Origin of the sequence: Mesorhizobium sp. L2C084A000 (assembly GCF_000502875.1) — a bacterium.
In the GTDB taxonomy this organism is placed as follows: Bacteria; Pseudomonadota; Alphaproteobacteria; order Rhizobiales; family Rhizobiaceae; genus Mesorhizobium.
The window spans coordinates 195,279-213,646 of record NZ_AYWX01000009.1 but is presented as its reverse complement, the minus strand read 5'-3'; the positions used below and the strand labels follow the sequence as shown (position 1 = coordinate 213,646).

The 18,368-nt window shown below is 61.5% G+C and carries 18 protein-coding genes; 17 read left to right on the top strand and 1 reads right to left on the bottom strand.

The features are described from left to right. Window positions 1–152 precede the first annotated feature (152 nt). The 16 genes from secY to X735_RS147275 all read left to right on the top strand — a co-directional run bounded on the left by secY (window position 153) and on the right by X735_RS147275 (window position 16,038). Window positions 153–1,493, top strand: coding sequence for a preprotein translocase subunit SecY (gene secY, locus X735_RS147210; protein WP_023812083.1), 1,341 nt, complete (start codon window positions 153–155; stop codon window positions 1,491–1,493). Further along, window positions 1,490–2,086, top strand: a complete 597-nt coding sequence (locus X735_RS147215) for an adenylate kinase (RefSeq protein WP_023812082.1) — start codon at window positions 1,490–1,492, stop codon at window positions 2,084–2,086. The genes secY and X735_RS147215 overlap by 4 nt, the downstream gene beginning before the upstream one ends. Window positions 2,087–2,296: 210 nt before the next feature. Continuing rightward, window positions 2,297–2,665 (top strand): 30S ribosomal protein S13, encoded by a 369-nt coding sequence (gene rpsM / locus X735_RS147220; protein WP_013531437.1) that lies wholly within the window; start codon window positions 2,297–2,299, stop codon window positions 2,663–2,665. Between the two features lie 161 nt (window positions 2,666–2,826). Then, entirely contained in the window at window positions 2,827–3,216 is a 390-nt protein-coding gene (rpsK, locus tag X735_RS147225; RefSeq protein ID WP_006205444.1) for a 30S ribosomal protein S11, read from the top strand. 102 nt (window positions 3,217–3,318) lie between these two features. Next, entirely contained in the window at window positions 3,319–4,329 is a 1,011-nt protein-coding gene (locus tag X735_RS147230; protein WP_023812081.1) for a DNA-directed RNA polymerase subunit alpha, read from the top strand. Between the two features lie 104 nt (window positions 4,330–4,433). Then, window positions 4,434–4,865: a 50S ribosomal protein L17 gene (gene rplQ, locus X735_RS147235; protein WP_013531439.1), complete on the top strand. Its 432-nt coding sequence runs from the start codon at window positions 4,434–4,436 to the stop codon at window positions 4,863–4,865. Window positions 4,866–5,065: 200 nt separating this feature from the next. Then, the gene (locus X735_RS147240) at window positions 5,066–6,553 is read left to right on the top strand and encodes a DegQ family serine endoprotease (RefSeq protein ID WP_023812080.1); all 1,488 of its coding nucleotides are present in this window, start codon (window positions 5,066–5,068) and stop codon (window positions 6,551–6,553) included. 48 nt (window positions 6,554–6,601) lie between these two features. Then, complete coding sequence (locus X735_RS147245; RefSeq protein WP_023812079.1) at window positions 6,602–7,909, top strand: replication-associated recombination protein A; 1,308 nt, start codon at window positions 6,602–6,604, stop codon at window positions 7,907–7,909. A 171-nt stretch (window positions 7,910–8,080) separates the two neighbouring features. Then, complete coding sequence (locus X735_RS147250) at window positions 8,081–8,911, top strand: aspartyl/asparaginyl beta-hydroxylase domain-containing protein (protein WP_023812078.1); 831 nt, start codon at window positions 8,081–8,083, stop codon at window positions 8,909–8,911. A 100-nt stretch (window positions 8,912–9,011) separates the two neighbouring features. Then, window positions 9,012–9,803: a hypothetical protein gene (locus X735_RS1000000169870; protein ID WP_245273249.1), complete on the top strand. Its 792-nt coding sequence runs from the start codon at window positions 9,012–9,014 to the stop codon at window positions 9,801–9,803. Window positions 9,804–10,059: 256 nt separating this feature from the next. After that, window positions 10,060–10,728, top strand: coding sequence for a hypothetical protein (locus tag X735_RS1000000169865; RefSeq protein WP_245273248.1), 669 nt, complete (start codon window positions 10,060–10,062; stop codon window positions 10,726–10,728). Between the two features lie 76 nt (window positions 10,729–10,804). After that, complete coding sequence (crcB, locus tag X735_RS147255) at window positions 10,805–11,179, top strand: fluoride efflux transporter CrcB (RefSeq protein WP_023812077.1); 375 nt, start codon at window positions 10,805–10,807, stop codon at window positions 11,177–11,179. Between the two features lie 62 nt (window positions 11,180–11,241). Continuing rightward, window positions 11,242–12,222 carry an RluA family pseudouridine synthase gene (locus X735_RS147260; protein ID WP_023812076.1) on the top strand — a complete coding sequence of 327 codons (981 nt, stop codon included), beginning with the start codon at window positions 11,242–11,244 and terminating at the stop codon, window positions 12,220–12,222. 62 nt (window positions 12,223–12,284) lie between these two features. Then, window positions 12,285–13,157: a DMT family transporter gene (locus X735_RS147265; RefSeq protein WP_050592714.1), complete on the top strand. Its 873-nt coding sequence runs from the start codon at window positions 12,285–12,287 to the stop codon at window positions 13,155–13,157. Window positions 13,158–13,168: 11 nt separating this feature from the next. Beyond that, on the top strand, window positions 13,169–13,960 hold the full coding sequence (locus X735_RS147270; RefSeq protein ID WP_023812074.1) for an ATP12 family chaperone protein: 792 nt from the start codon (window positions 13,169–13,171) through the stop codon (window positions 13,958–13,960). 191 nt (window positions 13,961–14,151) lie between these two features. Beyond that, on the top strand, window positions 14,152–16,038 hold the full coding sequence (locus X735_RS147275; RefSeq protein ID WP_023812073.1) for an MFS transporter: 1,887 nt from the start codon (window positions 14,152–14,154) through the stop codon (window positions 16,036–16,038). A gap of 104 nt (window positions 16,039–16,142) precedes the next feature. Here X735_RS147275 and X735_RS147280 read toward each other — a convergent pair whose 3' ends face one another. After that, complete coding sequence (locus tag X735_RS147280) at window positions 16,143–16,340, bottom strand: DUF2735 domain-containing protein (RefSeq protein ID WP_023812072.1); 198 nt, start codon at window positions 16,338–16,340, stop codon at window positions 16,143–16,145. 315 nt (window positions 16,341–16,655) lie between these two features. Here X735_RS147280 and X735_RS147285 point away from each other — a divergent pair, with 315 nt between their 5' ends. Further along, window positions 16,656–17,696 carry a glutamine synthetase beta-grasp domain-containing protein gene (locus X735_RS147285; RefSeq protein WP_023812071.1) on the top strand — a complete coding sequence of 347 codons (1,041 nt, stop codon included), beginning with the start codon at window positions 16,656–16,658 and terminating at the stop codon, window positions 17,694–17,696. Window positions 17,697–18,368 lie beyond the last annotated feature (672 nt).

Below are 18,368 nucleotides of genomic sequence, written 5' to 3'. Positions count from 1 at the left end.
TTGCTCACGATTGCGCTTTGATCTGCTCAGCGAGGCGGCCGCGTCAACGCGGCCGCTTGCATGTTTAGAGCCCGGAGCTTATCTCGTGAGCTTCGGTGAAACGCGCCGCCTGACCTCAGGGCCATCAAGCGTTACCAAGCGGAGAATCAGGCATGGCTTCGGCTGCTGAACAATTAGCCTCGAATCTGAATTTCTCGGCCTTCGCCAAGGCGGAGGATTTGAAGAAGCGCATCTGGTTCACGATCGGCGCGCTGCTTGTCTATCGCCTCGGCACCTACATCCCGCTTCCCGGTATCAATCCCGACGCCTTCGCCCAGGCCTTCTCTTCGCAGAGCAAGGGCGTGCTCGGCATGTTCAACATGTTCGCCGGCGGCGCCGTGCAGCGCATGGCGATCTTTGCGCTCGGCATCATGCCTTACATCTCCGCGTCCATCATCATGCAGCTGATGACCTCGGTCATCCCGTCACTGGAAGCGCTGAAGAAGGAAGGCGAACAGGGCCGCAAGGTCATCAACCAATACACGCGCTACGGCACCGTGCTGCTTGCGCTGGTTCAGGCCTATGGCATTTCTGTCGGTCTGGAAGGCGGCAACGGCATCGTCAGCGATCCCGGCATGTTCTTCCGCATCTCGACCGTCGTCACGCTGGTCGGCGGCACCATGTTCCTGATGTGGCTGGGCGAGCAGATAACCGCGCGCGGCATCGGCAACGGCATTTCGCTGATCATCTTCTCCGGTATCGTCGCCGGCCTGCCGCACGCCATCTCCGGCACGCTGGAGCTTGGCCGCACCGGCGCGCTGTCGACCGGCCTGATCCTGGCGATCATCGTGCTGGCCGTCGTCGTCATCGCGCTCATCGTGTTCTTTGAGCGCGCCCAGCGCCGCTTGCTGATCCAGTATCCGAAGCGCCAGGTCGGCAACCGCATGTTCCAGGGCGATACCTCGCATCTGCCTCTGAAGCTCAACACGTCGGGTGTCATTCCGCCGATCTTCGCCTCGTCGCTGCTGTTGCTGCCGGCCACCGTCGCGGGCTTCTCGCAGACGACCAACATGCCGGCCTGGGCAAGCACCATTCTGGCCGCACTCGGACATGGCCAGCCGCTCTACATGGCATTCTATGCGGCGATGATCGCGTTCTTCGCTTTCTTCTACACTGCGATTGTCTTCAACCCGAAGGACACCGCCGACCAGCTCAAGAAGCATTCAGGCTTCATCCCGGGTTATCGTCCGGGCGAGCGCACCGCCGATTACATCGATTACGTTCTCACCCGCATCACCGTCGTTGGCGCCATCTATCTGGTGCTGGTGTGCCTGCTGCCGGAGTTCCTGATCTCGGCGACTGGCGTACCATTCTACCTTGGTGGCACATCGCTTCTGATCGTGGTCAGTGTCACGCTCGATACGGTTGCGCAGATTCAGGGCCACCTGATCGCGCACCAGTATGAAGGCCTGATCAAGAAGTCGAAGCTGCGCGGGGGGAAGAAAGCCAGATGAGGTTGATATTGCTTGGGCCGCCAGGAGCGGGCAAGGGGACGCAAGCACAAAGACTGGTAGAAAAACACGGCATACCCCAGCTCTCGACGGGCGACATGCTGCGTGCTGCCGTCCAGGCAGGCACCGAAGTCGGCAAGCGCGCCAAGGCGGTGATGGATGCCGGTGAACTGGTGTCCGACGCGATCGTCAACGCGATCGTCGCCGAGCGTATCGATCAGCCCGACTGCGCCAAGGGATTCATCCTCGACGGCTATCCGCGGACCCTGGTGCAGGCGGATGCGGTCGAGCAGATGCTGTTGGATCGCTCCCAGGCCCTCGACGCCGTCATTGAGCTCGTGGTCGACGACAAGGCCCTGGTTGGCCGGATCGTCAAGCGCGCCGACGAGGCGCAGGCGGCCGGCCTTCCCGTTCGCAAGGACGACAATCCGACCGTGTTCGAAGAGCGCCTGAGGGAATATTACAAGAAGACGTCGCCGCTGATTGGGTACTATTATGCCAAGGGCAAGCTCCGCAGTGTCGACGGCATGGCCGATATCGACGCCGTGACGGAACAGATCGAAGCGGTGCTCAAGGACGCAGTGCGGGGAAATTAACGATTGCACTTGACGGAGGCGGTTCGCTGCGGTATGGCGGCCCGTCTTCCTATCAGGCATGAGCTTTGCTTGTCCGCAAGGGCAAGGCAGCCGTATTGAACTGGAAACTCCCGCATGGGCCGGCCTCCACCGGACGCGGGGCAACTTAAGACAGCGCCGAGCCTGCCTTGTTTTTGAGGATTGGCTGGCCCACATGGAGAAGGAAAGAACATGGCTCGTATAGCCGGCGTCAACATTCCGACCAACAAGCGCGTTGTCATTGCGCTTCAGTACATTCACGGCATTGGCAAGCGGTTCGCCCAGGAGATCGTCGACAAGGTCGGCATTCCGGCCGAGCGTCGCGTCAACCAGCTGACCGACGCGGAAGTGCTGCAGATCCGCGAAACCATCGACCGCGATTACCAGGTCGAGGGCGACCTGCGCCGCGAAGTCTCTATGAACATCAAGCGGCTCATGGACCTCGGCTGCTACCGCGGCCTGCGTCACCGCCGCTCGCTGCCGGTCCGCGGCCAGCGCACGCATACCAATGCGCGCACCCGCAAGGGCCCGGCCAAGTCGATCGCCGGCAAGAAGAAGTAATTTGTTAGGGGAATAAGGGAGTAGGGGAGTAAGGCAGTAGGGAATGCCCATCAATCGGGCCGCACTTTTCCCTACTCCCTTACTGCCCTATTCCCCTACTCCCTTACGAAGGTGGAGCCGCTGGCATTACGGCGGTGTAGAGATCAACTGAAAGGACTATCATGGCCAAGGAAGCCGCTCGTGTTCGCCGTCGCGAACGCAAGAACATCTCGTCGGGCGTTGCCCACGTCAATTCGACCTTCAACAACACGATGATCACCATCACCGACGCGCAGGGCAATTCGATTGCCTGGTCGTCGGCCGGTGCCCAGGGCTTCAAGGGTTCGCGCAAGTCGACCCCGTTCGCTGCCCAGATGGCTGCCGAGGATGTTGCCAAGAAGGCCCAGGAACACGGCATGCGCATGCTCGAAGTCGAGGTCTGCGGGCCCGGCTCCGGTCGTGAATCGGCACTGCGCGCCCTGCAGGCCGCCGGCTTCACCATCACGTCGATCCGTGATGTGACGCCGATCCCGCACAATGGCTGCCGCCCGCGCAAGAAGCGTCGCGTCTAAGCATTTACCGAACGCCGCGCGAGCGCCCTTGGGCGCTCCTCCGCGGCATTCCAGGTCGCCCGCCACGATTGGATGGTGGCGGGTCAACGGAAGGAAAGCATCATGATCCAGAAAAATTGGCAGGAACTGATCAAGCCGAACAAGATCGAGTTCTCGTCGAAGAAGAAGACGCTGACCACGCTGGTCGCCGAGCCTCTCGAGCGTGGCTTTGGCCTGACGCTGGGCAACGCGCTGCGCCGCGTGCTTCTGTCTTCGCTGCGCGGTGCGGCTGTTACCGCCGTGCAGATCGACGGCGTTCTGCATGAATTCTCGTCCATCGCCGGTGTGCGCGAGGACGTGACCGACATCGTCCTCAACATCAAGGAAATCGCCATCCGCATGGAAGGCGATGGTCCCAAGCGCATGGTCGTTCGCAAGCAGGGACCGGGTGCGGTTCTCGCCGGCGACATCCAGACGGTTGGCGACGTCGAGATCCTCAACCCCGACCACGTCATCTGCACGCTGGACGAAGGCGCTGAAATCCGCATGGAATTCACCGTCGACACCGGCAAGGGTTACGTGCCGGCCGACCGCAACCGCGCCGAAGACGCGCCGATCGGTCTCATCCCGGTCGACAGCCTTTATTCGCCGGTCAAGAAGGTCTCCTACAAGGTCGAGAACACCCGCGAGGGTCAGGTTCTCGACTATGACAAGCTGACCATGACGATCGACACCGACGGTTCGATCACCGGCGAGGACGCGGTGGCTTTCGCCGCCCGCATCCTGCAGGACCAGCTCGGCTTGTTCGTCAACTTCGACGAGCCGCAGAAGGAAGTCGCCGCCGAGGCCGTCACCGAGCTCGCCTTCAACCCGGCGCTGCTCAAGAAGGTCGACGAGCTCGAGCTTTCGGTGCGTTCGGCCAACTGCCTGAAGAACGACAACATCGTCTATATCGGCGACCTGATCCAGAAGACCGAAGCCGAGATGCTCCGCACCCCGAACTTCGGCCGCAAGTCGCTGAACGAGATCAAGGAAGTCCTGGCGGCGATGGGCCTGCACCTCGGCATGGAAGTGCCGGACTGGCCGCCGGAAAATATCGAAGACCTCGCCAAGCGTTACGAAGACCAATATTGAGCATGAATTCCAAGGATGGGCGGCGTGGGCCGCTCGATCCGACGGTCATGCGGAAAACCATCAGAGGCCACGGCCTCTTGAACAACTGAAGAAGGAAAAGAGCCATGCGCCACGGTTTCAAAGGCCGTCGCTTCGCCCGAAGCATTAGCCATCGCAAGTCGATGTTCGCCAACCTCGCCGTGTCGCTGCTCGAGCACGAGCAGATCGTCACGACCTTGCCGAAGGCGAAGGACCTGCGTCCGATCGTCGAGAAGCTGGTGACGCTCGGCAAGCGCGGCGACCTGCACGCCCGCCGCCAGGTCATTGCGCAGATCGGCAATGAAGGCGTCGTCAAGCGTCTGTTCGATACCATCGCGCCGCGCTACGCCAACCGCAATGGCGGCTATCTGCGCATCATGAAGGCGGGCTTCCGTCACGGTGACAACGCCGCCATGGCTGTCATCGAGTTCGTCGATCGCGACGTCTCGGCCAAGGGCGCAGGCGACCGCGCTCGCATCGAAGCCGAAAGCGCTGACGCGGACGCCGCAGCCGCATAAGGCTCGGTTTTCCCAAATGACTTCAAAGGGGCCTGCGGGCCCCTTTTTTGTTTTCTGAAAGCAGCAAACCGCGGCGGAATCCGATTTCCTGGCTTGGCCCTGGGGTTTTGGCCCAAAATAGTCGGATTTCAGCGGCTTAGCCTTTCATTTTGCACAATCGTCGGGACAATGCCCCCGAACCTGCCTTGGAGGATTCGCGAATGCGCGCCAGAAGACTGCCCTTTGTTCTGCTTTTCGCCGTCATGGCGTTTGCGGCCGCACCGGTGGTCAGGCAAGCATTGGCCGAGGATACCAAGACGGATCCCGGCCTGTCCGATGTGCTGACCGACCTGCTGCATGGCGTGGAAGGCGAAAACGCCACGGCTGGGCCCGACAAGCGCGTACCCTTCGGCCGCGAGGAGGTGCAATTGTCCTTTGCGCCGCTGGTCAAGCAGACAGCCCCGGCGGTGGTCAACGTCTATGCCTCGCAGACCGCCAAGGTGACGTCGCCTTTCGACGGCGATCCGTTCTTCGAGGAATTCTTCGGCCGCTCGCAGCCGCGTGCGCAGTCTTCGCTCGGCTCCGGCGTGCTGGTCGATCCGACCGGCGTCGTGGTCACCAATTACCACGTCATCAAGGATGCCGACCGGGTCAAGGTGGCGACGGCGGACGGACGCGAGTTCGACAGCAAGGTGCTGCTCAAGGACGAGACACTCGACCTCGCCGTGCTCAAGATCACCTCGGACAAGCCGTTTCCGGTTATCGCCATCGGCGATTCCGACGCGCTTGAGGTCGGCGACCTGCTGCTGGCCATCGGCAACCCCTTCGGCGTCGGCCAAACCACCACCAGCGGCATCGTCTCGGCATTGGCCCGCAGCCATATCGGCGTCTCCGATTCCAGCTTCTTCATCCAGACCGACGCCGCCATCAATCCGGGCAATTCCGGCGGTGCGCTGATCAACATGGGCGGCCAGCTGGTGGGCATCAACACCGCCATCTACAGCCGCAGCGGTGGTTCGATCGGCATTGGCTTTGCCATTCCCTCGAATATGGTTCGCGCTTTTGCCGACGCGGCCAAGGCCGGGCTCGACTTCTTCGAGCGGCCCTATGTCGGCGCCGAGTTCGAAGCGGTGACGCCGCAGATCGCCGAATCGCTCGGCATGGAGAAGCCGACCGGTGCGCTGGTCTCGTCGGTCGAAGCGACCGGTCCGGCCGCCAAGGCAGGGCTCAAGCCCGGCGACGTGGTGCTGCAGCTCAACGGCAAGCCGGTCGAGAGCATCGAAGCGCTGGACTACCGGATGGCGACGCTGTCGATCGGTACCACCGCCAATTTCGCGGTTTTGACCAAGGGCCAGCAAGCGGCGATGGATATAGCGCTGGAGCGTGCTCCGGAAGGCATGAAGGCTGCCGAGGTGACGCTGCATGGCCGCAGCCCGTTTTCGGGCGCCAAGGTCGCGGAGCTGTCGCCCCGGCTCGCGCAGCGGCTTGGCCTGCGCACGGACATCAAGGGCGTCACCGTGGTCGACATCAACCGCGATTCTCCGGCCGCCGATTTCGGCTTCCAGCCGGGCGACATCGTGCGTGAGGTGAACGGCACCACCATCGATACCGCGGCGACCCTGGAGCTGGCGGCCAAGACGGATACGCGCTGGTGGCGCTTTACCGTCGAGCGCGGCGGGCAGATAATGCGTCAGGTGTTGCGTTATTAGGGCTGGGCTCCGTGCATTCGGGCTCATGCTCCAACGAAAAAGAAGTGCATGGCCGATCTGTTCAGCGTCGATGAACCGGAAAAGACCCCGCCCGGGCGGCCGCTGGCCGACAGGCTGCGGCCGAGAAACCTTGGCGAGGTCGTCGGCCAGGAGCATCTGACCGGCCCTGACGGCGCGCTGACCCGATTGATCGGTTCCGGCTCGCTCGGCTCGATGATCTTCTGGGGGCCGCCCGGCACCGGCAAGACCACCGTAGCGCGCCTGCTTGCCGGCGAAACCAGCCTGGCCTTCGAGCAGATATCGGCTGTCTTTTCCGGCGTCGCCGACCTGAAAAAGGTGTTCGAAGCGGCCAAATTGCGCCGCACCAATGGCCGCCAGACCTTGCTGTTCGTCGACGAGATCCATCGCTTCAACCGTGCCCAGCAAGACAGCTTTCTCCCGGTCATGGAGGACGGGACAGTCGTGCTGGTTGGCGCCACGACCGAAAACCCGTCCTTCGAACTGAATGCCGCTTTGTTGTCACGCGCGCGCGTTCTGGTCTTCCATTCGCTTGGCGAGGAGAGCATCTCCAAGCTGATGGTGCGGGCGGAGGAGACCGAGGGCAGGGCGCTGCCGCTCGACGACGAGGCGCGGGCCATGCTCATCCGCATGAGCGATGGCGACGGCCGGGCGTCGCTGACGCTCGCGGAAGAAGTCTGGCGGGCAGCCAAACCCGGCGAGGTCTTCGATCCCGAGGGTCTGCAGCGCATCGTCCAGCGCCGCGCTCCGATCTACGACAAGGGCCAGGACGGCCATTACAATCTGATCTCGGCGCTGCACAAATCGGTACGCGGTTCAGACCCTGACGCGGCTCTCTACTATCTCGCACGCATGTTCGATGCGGGCGAGGATCCACTCTATCTAGGCCGCCGGCTGGTGCGCATGGCCATGGAAGACATCGGCCTTGCCGACCCGCAGGCGCTTGTCGTCGCCAATGCCGCCAAGGATGCCTACGACTATCTCGGCTCGCCCGAGGGCGAGCTGGCTTTTGCCGAGGCCACCGTCTATCTCGCCACCGCGCCCAAATCCAACGCCGTCTACAATGCTTTCAAGGCCGCCACGCGGGCCGCCAAGGAACACGGCTCGCTGCTGCCGCCCAAGCACATCCTCAACGCGCCGACAAAGCTGATGAAAGCGGAGGATTACGGCGCCGGCTATCGTTACGACCATGACGAGCCGGACGCCTTTTCGGGGCAGGATTATTTTCCGGAGAAGATGGGCCGCCAGACCTTCTATGATCCGCCCGAGCGCGGCTTCGAGCGCGATATCAGGAAGCGGCTCGACTATTGGGCGAAGCTGCGCAAGGAGCGGGAATAGCGGGTTTGCGTGAGGCCGTTGACCAGATCCGCCAGGCAGCCAGCCGGCCACGATAGCAGGGCCGTTGTGTGGTAACCCAAAAAACCTTATCAAGGCGCACGGCCGGGCGGTGGCCGTTGCCTTGATTTGGGCACCTCATTCGCAACAGGATCGCGCTTCGCGCGTGGAAAAATGACAAAAACCCTTCGCAAATCCCTTCGCAAGTTCGCCATTGCCATCCCGCTTCTCGCCCTTGGCTTCTATTTCATTCCCATCCTGACGACGATCTTCATCATCTGCGGCCTGATCGACGTGCTGCGCAACGACCGCAAGGATCTGTCGCTGTTCTCAGGCTATTTTCTCGGCAACGGCCTGTTCACCTGGCTGCTTTCGCCGTTCAATCTGCTGGTCGACCTCATGTGCTACAGAAATCCGGGCGTCTGGAAGCTGGAGCAGTTTCCCGCCGACTATCAGCGCGAGGTCAACGAGGTCCTGGACATCTTCAAAGCGCGCAAGGATGAGATCATTGCCGACATCGACGCCAATTTCGGCGCCGGCCGGCGCGGCATGTATGTCTACCAGTGGTACGGCAAGCACAGGATCGATAATGTCGCCGAGTTCAACAAGGATTTCAAATATATCAAGACCATAGCCGTTTCCGTCTTCAGCAAGCGCGAATCGACGTCCTGGCATTTCGGCCCGCTGCGGCTCAGCCTGCGCATCCTCTACAATCTGATCCCGGTGAAGTCGGAGATTTTCGTCGAGTGCGGCAACGTCAAGAATTACTGGTACGACAATCCGCTGTTCATCTTCGACGACACGCTGCTGCATCGCTCGGTCAACGAGTATGACGGCCGCCGCTACTGCGTGTTCATGGACATTATCAGGCCGTCTCCGGTTCCCCGTCTCATCGCGGGCATGCTCGCCATCGTCTCGGTCAGCGTCGAGCGCATCAATTCCATGTTCTACAAGAACTGGAAGATGATCGGCTCGACCAAGCCGAAAAATGCCGGGACGACCTGAGCTTTAGAGAACCGGCGCTGCCGGCGGCATTTGGGTGCTCCGCATGTGAGATTTGGCCCATCCTTGTGGCCGCTCATGCGCCGGAACGGCTCCTGGCTGCATGAACGGCGGCCCCGGGCTGACTTTGACAGTTCTGCCTCTCCCCTCCTGGCGGCTTCAAGTGACGAAGAACAGATCTCTCGGATTTTGGGCAACGACCTATGTGTGCACCGCTCTGCTGGGAGTTGCTCTTGCTCTCACCTATGTAGGGCTTGAACAGCCTGTCTATTACTGGGACTTCGCTGCCTATTTCGACACGTTCAGCCAGCAAGGCACGCTCTTGGTTCAGAGCCCTCTCGAATGGCTCAGCCACCTGAGAACCTCGATAGCCACGGATGACTACAGTGCGGCGATCCTGGTGCCGCTGATGCCGTTTCACATCATTTTTGGCGATTCGAGGTTTTCCTACATCGCCGGAACAGTCGCTGTTTATCTGGTCCCGACCGCTCTTCTCATCGGCAGAATAAGCTATCTGGAGGCGGCGACCGGAACATCTTCATGCCGAAGCTGGCTCACCGTATGGATTGCGGCCTTTCTCTACACGCCCTTCTGGGCGGCGACGCTCCGTGGGTTGCCTGACATTGCCGGCTGTTTCGCGCTTTGCGCGGCAACCTATTTTCTCTGGAAATCGAGGTTCCTGACCCATGAACCGGTGATCAGCGGAATACGTGTCGGCGTATGCCTGTGGTTGGCATTCGTGCTGCGCCGCTGGTACGCCTATCCCGTCATCGGGGTCGGAATTTCCGCAGCCTTCTTCTGTTTTCTGCAGGCGAAAGACCGGGACTTTCCGGCACTCCGCAATGCCGCCGTCGGGAGCCTGTGTGCGATCCTCGTGGTATCGGAGCCGCGCTGACCTTCCAGCAACCCCTGATCCTCAAGATACTGGGAACCAGCTATGGCGACCTTTACAGCGGATACAAGACAAACTTCGGTTCACAGCTTGGCCAGGTAGGATCGCGGCTCAGCTATGTGAACTGGCTGTTGATCGTATTTGGCCTTTACATCTCCATCATACGCCGAAAAACAGATTTTCCCTGTTCTGTGCCGTTGCTTCGGCACTCACCTTCGTCCTCTTCACCCGCATGCAGGACCCGGATCGCCATCATTCGGTGCCAGTATTTCTTTGGCTCTTTCCTGCCTACGCCCAGGCAATCGTTGCGATCGTTTCGATGCCGGCACTGAGATCGCTATGGTCGAACGCCGCGATAGCCGTTGCCGCCGGGCTGGCGTTTTTCGGTACTTTTTTCCCGACTGGCCGCCAGGTGCTGTCACCGATCAGCTACGTCTTTGCCAGCGAAGCCACGCTCCCGCTGCACCTCGACAATCTTCCAGAATACAGGCGCCTTATCGATGACCTTCTTGGAAAGATGGGACCTGAGGACCGGTTGTCGGTGTTTGCATCCAGCGGGATGATGAGCGATTCATTGCTGTATGAAATGGACAAGGACCTTTACCCTCGCATCGAGTGGGCTTGTCAGGTCGATAGTCGCGATCGATTCAGACCGGCGACGTTGAAGTCCAAATACGTTGTCGTGACCGACCCGCCCGTTATCCATCTGCAGCCGGGCGCGCAGCTCTGTGTCTCGATACCGGACCAATACATTGTCGAGGGCAAAGGCATCGCCGCAGCATACAGGCGCATCGCGGCGTACCAGCTGTCCGGCGACGTCAAGGGCTACCTCTACGAACAGGTGCGCCCAATCGGCAAAGCGGAGATCGATGACCTCTATAACGAGTTCAGGAAAAAATATCCGAGATGGGCAACGCCTGAGTGGTGACGAACTCGGCCGATCCGTGCGGTTGCGCGCGCAACAAGGGATTGACCGGGCAGCCGTGCGGGGGCAGTAAACGGTCATGTTCAATCTGCTTCTCGTCGTCGTCGGTGGCGGCATCGGTGCCGGAATTCGTCACCTCACCAACATCGGCGCATTGCGCCTTGTCGGCCCAAACTATCCCTGGGGCACGATGGCCATCAACGTCATCGGCTCCTTCGCCATGGGGCTGTTCATCGCCTCCATGATGCGCCGTGGCGGATCGAACGAGGTCAGGCTGTTCGTTGCTACCGGCATTCTTGGCGGCTTCACCACCTTCTCCGCCTTTTCGCTCGATTTCGCGACGCTGTGGGAGCGGGGAGCCACGCTGCCTGCACTGGCTTATGCCCTTGCCAGCGTCGTTGGCGCCATTATCGCCCTGTTTCTGGGACTTTGGCTCGCAAGAAGCCTGCCTTAGTGCTATTGCCGCGCCAAGAACAGGCCGAGCTTCGCTCGGGAAACGGATAAGCGACAAAAAACATGGCAGGCGTTGAACAGATCACGGTGGAGGCCGGCGAGGCGGGCATGCGGCTCGACCGCTGGTTCAAGACCCATTTCCCGGGCCTTGGTTTCGGCCATTTGCAGAAGCTTCTGCGCTCCGGCCAGATCCGTGTCGACGGCGGCCGGGTCAAGGCCGACACCCGTGTCGAGCCCGGCCAGATGGTTCGCGTCCCACCGCTCGAGGTCGACAAGAAGGGCGAGAGTGCGCTGACCGGCCACTCGATCCGCAACCAGGGCGATGCCGATGTTCTCGCCAAGATGCTGATCCATGAGGACCCTAAGGTTTTCGTCTTCAACAAGCCGGCGGGCCTTGCGGTGCAGGGCGGCTCGGGCGTCACCCGCAATGTCGACGACATGCTGGAAGCCTGGCGCAACCAGAAGGGCGAGAAGCCCAGATTGGTTCACAGGCTCGACCGCGACACTTCGGGTGTTCTGGTCGTCGCCCGTAGCCGGCTGGCCGCCATGAAGCTCTCGGAAGCGTTTCGCGCCCGCGAGACCAAGAAGACCTATTGGGCGCTGGTTAAGGGCGTGCCGCCCAAGCGCGAGGACAAGATCTCGACCTGGCTGATCAAGGAGCCGACGCCGGACGGTGACCGCGTGCGGGTCGCCGCGCATGGTGAAAAGGGCGCCGACCACGCTGTGTCCTACTACCGCATCATCGAGCAGGCGGCGCAGACGATGACCTGGCTGGAGATGGAGCCTTATACCGGCCGCACCCACCAGCTTCGCGTTCATGCCGCCCACATCGGCTGTCCGATCCTGGGCGATCCGAAATATTTCGAGGCCGACACCAACTGGGACTTTCCCGGCGGCATTCAAAACCGCCTGCATCTGCATGCGCGCCGCATCATCATTCCGCATCCCGACAAGGGCGTCATCGATGTCACCGCGCCAATGCCGCCGCACATGCGACAGAGCTGGAACCTGATCGGCTTCGACGACGCCAGCGCGGAGGACTGATCGTGAGCGGCGCCACCGACGGGCTCGCCACCGATACGCTTGATCGTCGCGACACGGTCGACATGGCCGCCGCCGCCATCATGGTCGGGCTGACCTTTTCCTGGGGGCTGAATTACGTCGCCGCCAAGATCTCCTACGCTGGCTATGATCCGGTTTTCCTATCGATCGCGCGCTCGATCATCGGCGGCCTGTGTGTCTTTGCCTGGTGCCGGTGGCGCGGCATCGCGCTTTTCACGCGCGACGGGACCTTGCTCGCCGGCATCGCGGTTGGCGCGCTTTTCGGCATCGAGTTCCTTTGCCTTTATGTCGGCCTGGAGCATACGACCGTTGCCCGCAACACGCTGCTGGTCAACACGATGCCGTTCTGGATGCTGCTCGGCGGCCATTTCCTGCTTGGCGAGCAGATCACGTTGAGAAAATTCCTTGGCCTGCTGCTGGCCTTTGCCGGTCTTGCCGCGGTGTTTTCCGACAAGCTCGGCGGCGGCGGAGACATGCTGTTCGGCGATCTCCTGAGCCTCGGCTCCGGATTCTTCTGGGCTTTGACCAACATCCTCATCAAGCGGTCGAAGCTGGTCGAGGCGAGCGCCGAAAAGCTTCTGCTTTACCAGCTCGCCGGGGCAGCGATCGTAGGCGTCTTGGTGCTGCCTCTCGCCGGCCCGCCCGTTCGCGATCCGACCGTGCTGCCGACTTTGGCGCTGCTTTTCCAGGCTGTCTACATCGTCGCCTTCACCTATGTGCTGTGGTTCTGGCTGCTGCGGCGCTATCCGGCATCAGGCCTGTCCAGTTTCACCTTCCTGTCGCCGGTTTTCGGCGTGCTGTGCGGCGCCATGTTCTTGAATGAGCCGCTGACCATGCGCATTTTCCTGGCACTTGGCCTAATTGCCGCCGGCCTGATCATCGTCAACCGGCCGGCGCGCAAGCTGACGCCGGTGTAAGAGAGACCTTCATGCGTGATATCCTCAACGACCTCGAAGCGGGCAAATATCTTTCCCATCCCGATCCGGTGCGTCGCGCCCAGATCCAGATGAAGACGCATCTGCCGAAGCGCTTCTACAAGGCCGCCTCTGTCGCACCTGTCGACAATGGGTTTGCCGTGCATCTCGACGGCAAGCCGGTGCGCACCCCGAGCAAGGCGCTGCTGGCGCTGCCTACCGAGGCAGCAGCAGTGCTTGTCGCCGACGAATTCGCCGCCCAAAGCGAGACCATCGATCCGGTGACCATGCCGGTGATGCGTCTCGTCAACACCGCCATCGACGGTGTCGCCAGCGACCCCCAGGCGGTGCTGGAGGATATCCTGCGCTTTGCCTCATCCGATCTGCTCTGCTATCGCGCCGACGCACCGCAAGGGCTGGTGGAGCGGCAGAGCCAGCATTGGGACCCGGTGATAGACTGGGTGAGGGGAACACTCGGGGTCCGCTTCAATCTCGCCGAGGGCATCATCCATGTCGAGCAGCCGCGCGAGACCATCGCCGTGCTGGGCAGCCATCTTGCCCAGCGAACAGAGCCGCTGCGGCTCGCCGCCATCCATGTGATGACGTCGCTGACCGGTTCGGCTCTGCTGGCGCTGGCTGTCGATTTCGGCGAACTCGATGCCGATCCTGCCTGGGCCGCTGCCCATGTCGACGAGGACTGGCAGATCGAGCATTGGGGGCAGGATGCGGAGGCCGTTGCCCGCCGCGCGGCTCGCAAGCGCGACATGATGGCTGCTGTCGGCCTGCTGGAAGCGCTCAAGCGCTAAGGAGTTTTCCCAGCTCGCCCGGATTCATCCCGCAGTGCACCTAATACCAAAGTCATAATCCCAAAGACGCGCTGCCTTTGGCAGGCGCTTTCTGTCATTTTTCCGAATGGCTGTCGTTGAGTCCGTGCTCGGAGGAGAACGCGGACGGTGTCGCGCAGCATCGAGAACGGGTCTCACGGGAGGATAACGCAATGGCAATCGCATCGACCGCCGGCGGAGCAAGCCGCGGCATGACGCGGGAGGAGAAGAAAGTCATCTTCGCTTCCTCGCTCGGCACCGTTTTCGAATGGTATGATTTCTATCTCTACGGCGCATTGGCCGGAGCGATCGGCGCGGCATTCTTCGCCTCCTATCCAGAGGCGACTCGCAACATCTTCACGCTGCTGGTTTTCGCCGCCGGCTTCCTGGTGCGCCCGTTCGGCGCGCTGGTGTTCGGTCGCATTGGCGATCTCGTCGGCCGCAAATACACATTTCTTGTCACCATCCTGATCATGGGCCTGTCGACCTTCCTGGTCGGCCTGCTTCCCGGCTCGGCGAACTGGGGCATTGCGGCGCCCATCATCCTGGTCGGGCTGCGCATGCTGCAGGGCCTGGCGCTCGGCGGTGAGTATGGTGGTGCGGCGACCTATGTCGCCGAGCATGCTCCCGACGATCGCCGCGGCTTCTATACGTCGTGGATTCAGACGACGGCGACGCTCGGCCTGTTCCTGTCGCTGATCGTCATCCTGGTCGTGCAGAATTCGCTGAGCAAGGAGGATTTCGCGGCTTGGGGCTGGCGTATTCCGTTCCTGCTCTCGGCCATACTGCTCGGCATATCGGTCTGGATCCGCCTGTCGCTTGCCGAATCGCCGACTTTCCAGCGCATGAAGGACGAGGGCAAGGGCTCCAAGGCGCCGCTGACGGAAGCCTTCGGCCAGTGGAAGAATGCCAAGATCGCGTTGCTCGCGTTGTTCGGCCTCACCGCCGGCCAGGCTGTGGTCTGGTACAACGGCCAGTTCTACGCGCTGTTCTTCCTGGCGAATGTGCTCAAGGTCGACCCACAGTCGGTCAACATCATGATCGCGATTGCGCTGGCGCTCGGCGCGGTCTTCTTCGTCGTGTTCGGCTGGCTATCCGACAAGATCGGCCGCAAGCCGATCATCATGGCCGGTCTCGCGCTGGCGATCGTCACCACCTTCCCGCTGTTCAAGGCGCTGACATGGGCCGCCAACCCGGCGCTCGCCACCGCCCAGCAGAACACGCGTGCGACGGTGACCGCTGCTCCGGGGGACTGCAAGTTCCAGTTCAATCCAACCGGAACACGCAAGCCTCTCACCTCGTGCGATATTGCGACGGACTTCCTGGCCAAAAGCTCGGTGCCCTATGATATCGTCACGACAGCGGCAGCGGGAACAGCGGCCAGCGTCAAGATCGGCGCCGAGACCGTGACGTCTTACGACGCCGTGGCGGCCGCTGATAAGGCTGCTCCAAGCGATGCGGCTTTCAAGAAGGCGATCAACCTGGCGCTTCAGGACGGCGGTTACCCGCTGAAGCGTGCTGCCGCCAAGGTTGCTGACCAAAAGCTCGACGCCTTTGTCGCGGCCAATCCCGAACTGAAGCTCGACGCGGCAGCCATTCGCGCCGGTGAAAAGGCCACTGTCCCGCTCGCCCAGGCGGTCAAGGACAAGCTGCTGACGGCCGATGAGGCTGCCGGCGCCACGGACGTGACCGTCTACAGTGTTCCGGCGGCCGGTGCGTTCGCGATGTTTGCCGACCCGGCGGCGGTCAACTGGGCAAAGGTCATCGGCATCCTGTTCATCCTGGTCCTCTACGTGACCATGGTCTACGGGCCGATCGCGGCGATCCTGGTCGAGATGTTCCCGACCCGCATCCGCTATACCGGCATGTCGCTGCCCTATCACATCGGGAATGGCTGGTTCGGCGGCCTGCTGCCGGCGATCGTGTTCGCGCTCAGCGCCTCCAAGGGCGATATCTACTACGGCCTCTGGTATCCGGTGGTGATCGCGGCGATGTCGCTGATCATCGGCATGATCTTCGTCAGGGATACGCTGGGAACCAACCTGCACGACAAGCAGTAGCTGACAGCTCCAGCATACAAAGATAAAGCCCGGCGCGAGCAATCGCGCCGGGCTTCCTCTTTTCAGGCCAATTATCCGTTGACGAGGGCTGCTGCCCCTCTGTGTCAGCTCTTGCGGCCCCGGGCCTCATCCTCGATGGCTGCCTCATGGTACCAGCCGTCGCCGAAGTCTGCGCGGGCACCACGCAGCGAGGCAAGCTCTGCCGCAAACTTAGCCCTTCCGCTCAAATTTGAGGCAGAGAGGCGCGCTGCCGCCGGGAACATCAGAATTTTGGCCGACGGTCGTGTGGAAATGATTTCCATGCCGGATTCCTTTCTTCCGCCGAACCTTTTCGATTCAACTTGGTCCAAAGATAAGGTCTGCAATCAAGTTAGGCAATATGCCTATGAAAAGATCAGTATTTGCACACTATTTGTGCAAATAACGATTGTGATGGATCCGGGCGCATTGCTTAGGCGCTCACCGACTTTCGAGCGGATGCCGCGTCAATTTTGCCGCACCCTCCGGACCAAGAATGGCACACGAATTGCATTTTAAGTGTGCGGCAGGCCGTCTGCTGACGGCAGACGCATGTCGACGCCGTTCAGTGTTCGGTGATCAAGCAACGAGAGGCTAGAATGACGAAATACAAGCTCGAGTATATCTGGCTCGATGGATATACCCCGGTCCCCAACCTTCGCGGCAAGACGCAGATCAAGGAATTCGCCGAATTCCCTGATCTTGAGCAGCTGCCGCTGTGGGGCTTCGATGGTTCCTCGACCCAGCAGGCCGAAGGGCACAGCTCCGATTGCGTGCTGAAGCCGGTTGCGGTCTATCCGGATCCCGCCCGCACCAACGGCGTGCTGGTCATGTGCGAAGTCATGATGCCCGATGGCGTGACGCCGCACGCATCCAACAAGCGCGCCACCATCCTCGATGACGAGGGCGCCTGGTTCGGCTTCGAGCAGGAATATTTCTTCTACAAGGACGGCCGGCCGCTCGGCTTCCCCGAGAGCGGCTATCCCGCACCCCAGGGCCCGTACTACACCGGCGTCGGCTATTCCAATGTCGGCTCCATTGCGCGCCAGATCGTCGAGGAGCATCTCGACCTCTGCCTCGCCGCCGGCATCAACCACGAAGGCATCAACGCCGAAGTTGCCAAGGGCCAGTGGGAATTCCAGATTTTCGGCAAGGGCTCCAAGAAAGCCGCCGACCAGATGTGGATGGCCCGCTACCTCATGCAGCGCCTGACCGAGAAGTACGGCATCGACATCGAATACCACTGCAAGCCGCTTGGCGACACCGACTGGAACGGCTCTGGCATGCACGCCAACTTCTCGACCGCCTATATGCGCGAAGTCGGCGGCAAGGCCTATTTCGAAGCGCTGATGGCGGCCTTCGACAAGAACCTGATGGATCACATCGCCGTCTACGGCCCGGACAACGACAAGCGTTTGACCGGCAAGCACGAGACCGCGCCGTGGAACCGGTTCAGCTATGGCATTGCCGACCGTGGCGCCTCGATCCGCGTGCCGCATTCCTTCATCAAAAGCGACTACAAGGGTTATCTGGAAGACCGCCGTCCGAACTCGCAGGGCGACCCCTACCAGATCGCCTCGCAGATCCTGAAGACGATCGCCTCGGTTCCGGCAAGCGCCCAGGTTTCGGCCGCCGCGTAAGCGTTTCGGACTGCATGACAAGAAGACCCCGGCGTTTCGCGCCGGGGTTCTTTTTTGGCCGTTACCCGGCTGACGGCATTCCTGGGAAAACATACCCAGAAAAAGTCAGGGAATTCACGCGATCGCAAATCGCCCGGGAGTTCTTGCCGCAGCCATGTGAGCCTCCGGCGATCACTCGCTATAAAGCCCGGAAAAGCGCCTTTTCCAGCCCTTATCCGGGGCAAAGGGCCTTCCATAAGCATCTGTTCATACAGCAGAATCGGCCATTCGCGGCCCAGCTTGCGACGTTGACAGATCACGCTACGGCATGCGTGTATTCGCAGGCCTTGGGGTTACGTCACGCAATGCTGTTCGGACGGGCGGGGTTTTCTGAACGGCGGCATTGGCGTGGGCGCCGGACGAGCGGTCACTGTAGCCTGAGACAGTGCTCCGCTCGCTCCTGGCTCCAACGTTGGCGACCGAGCGGCCGCCTTGATCTTCACTGGACATCGCCGAGTAGTGATTGAAGTCACCGGACCGACGCTCAAGCCGGCCGCTCCGATGGACCGTAGGTCCAAGAATCCGGGCATCGTGCGATCGCCGAAGACGAAAGGCGGATACGGGTGCGCATGCGGCTGCCGCGCAGGCGAGACATGCCGGTCGGCTGGCAATTCCTATTGGAGCGCAGCAAAA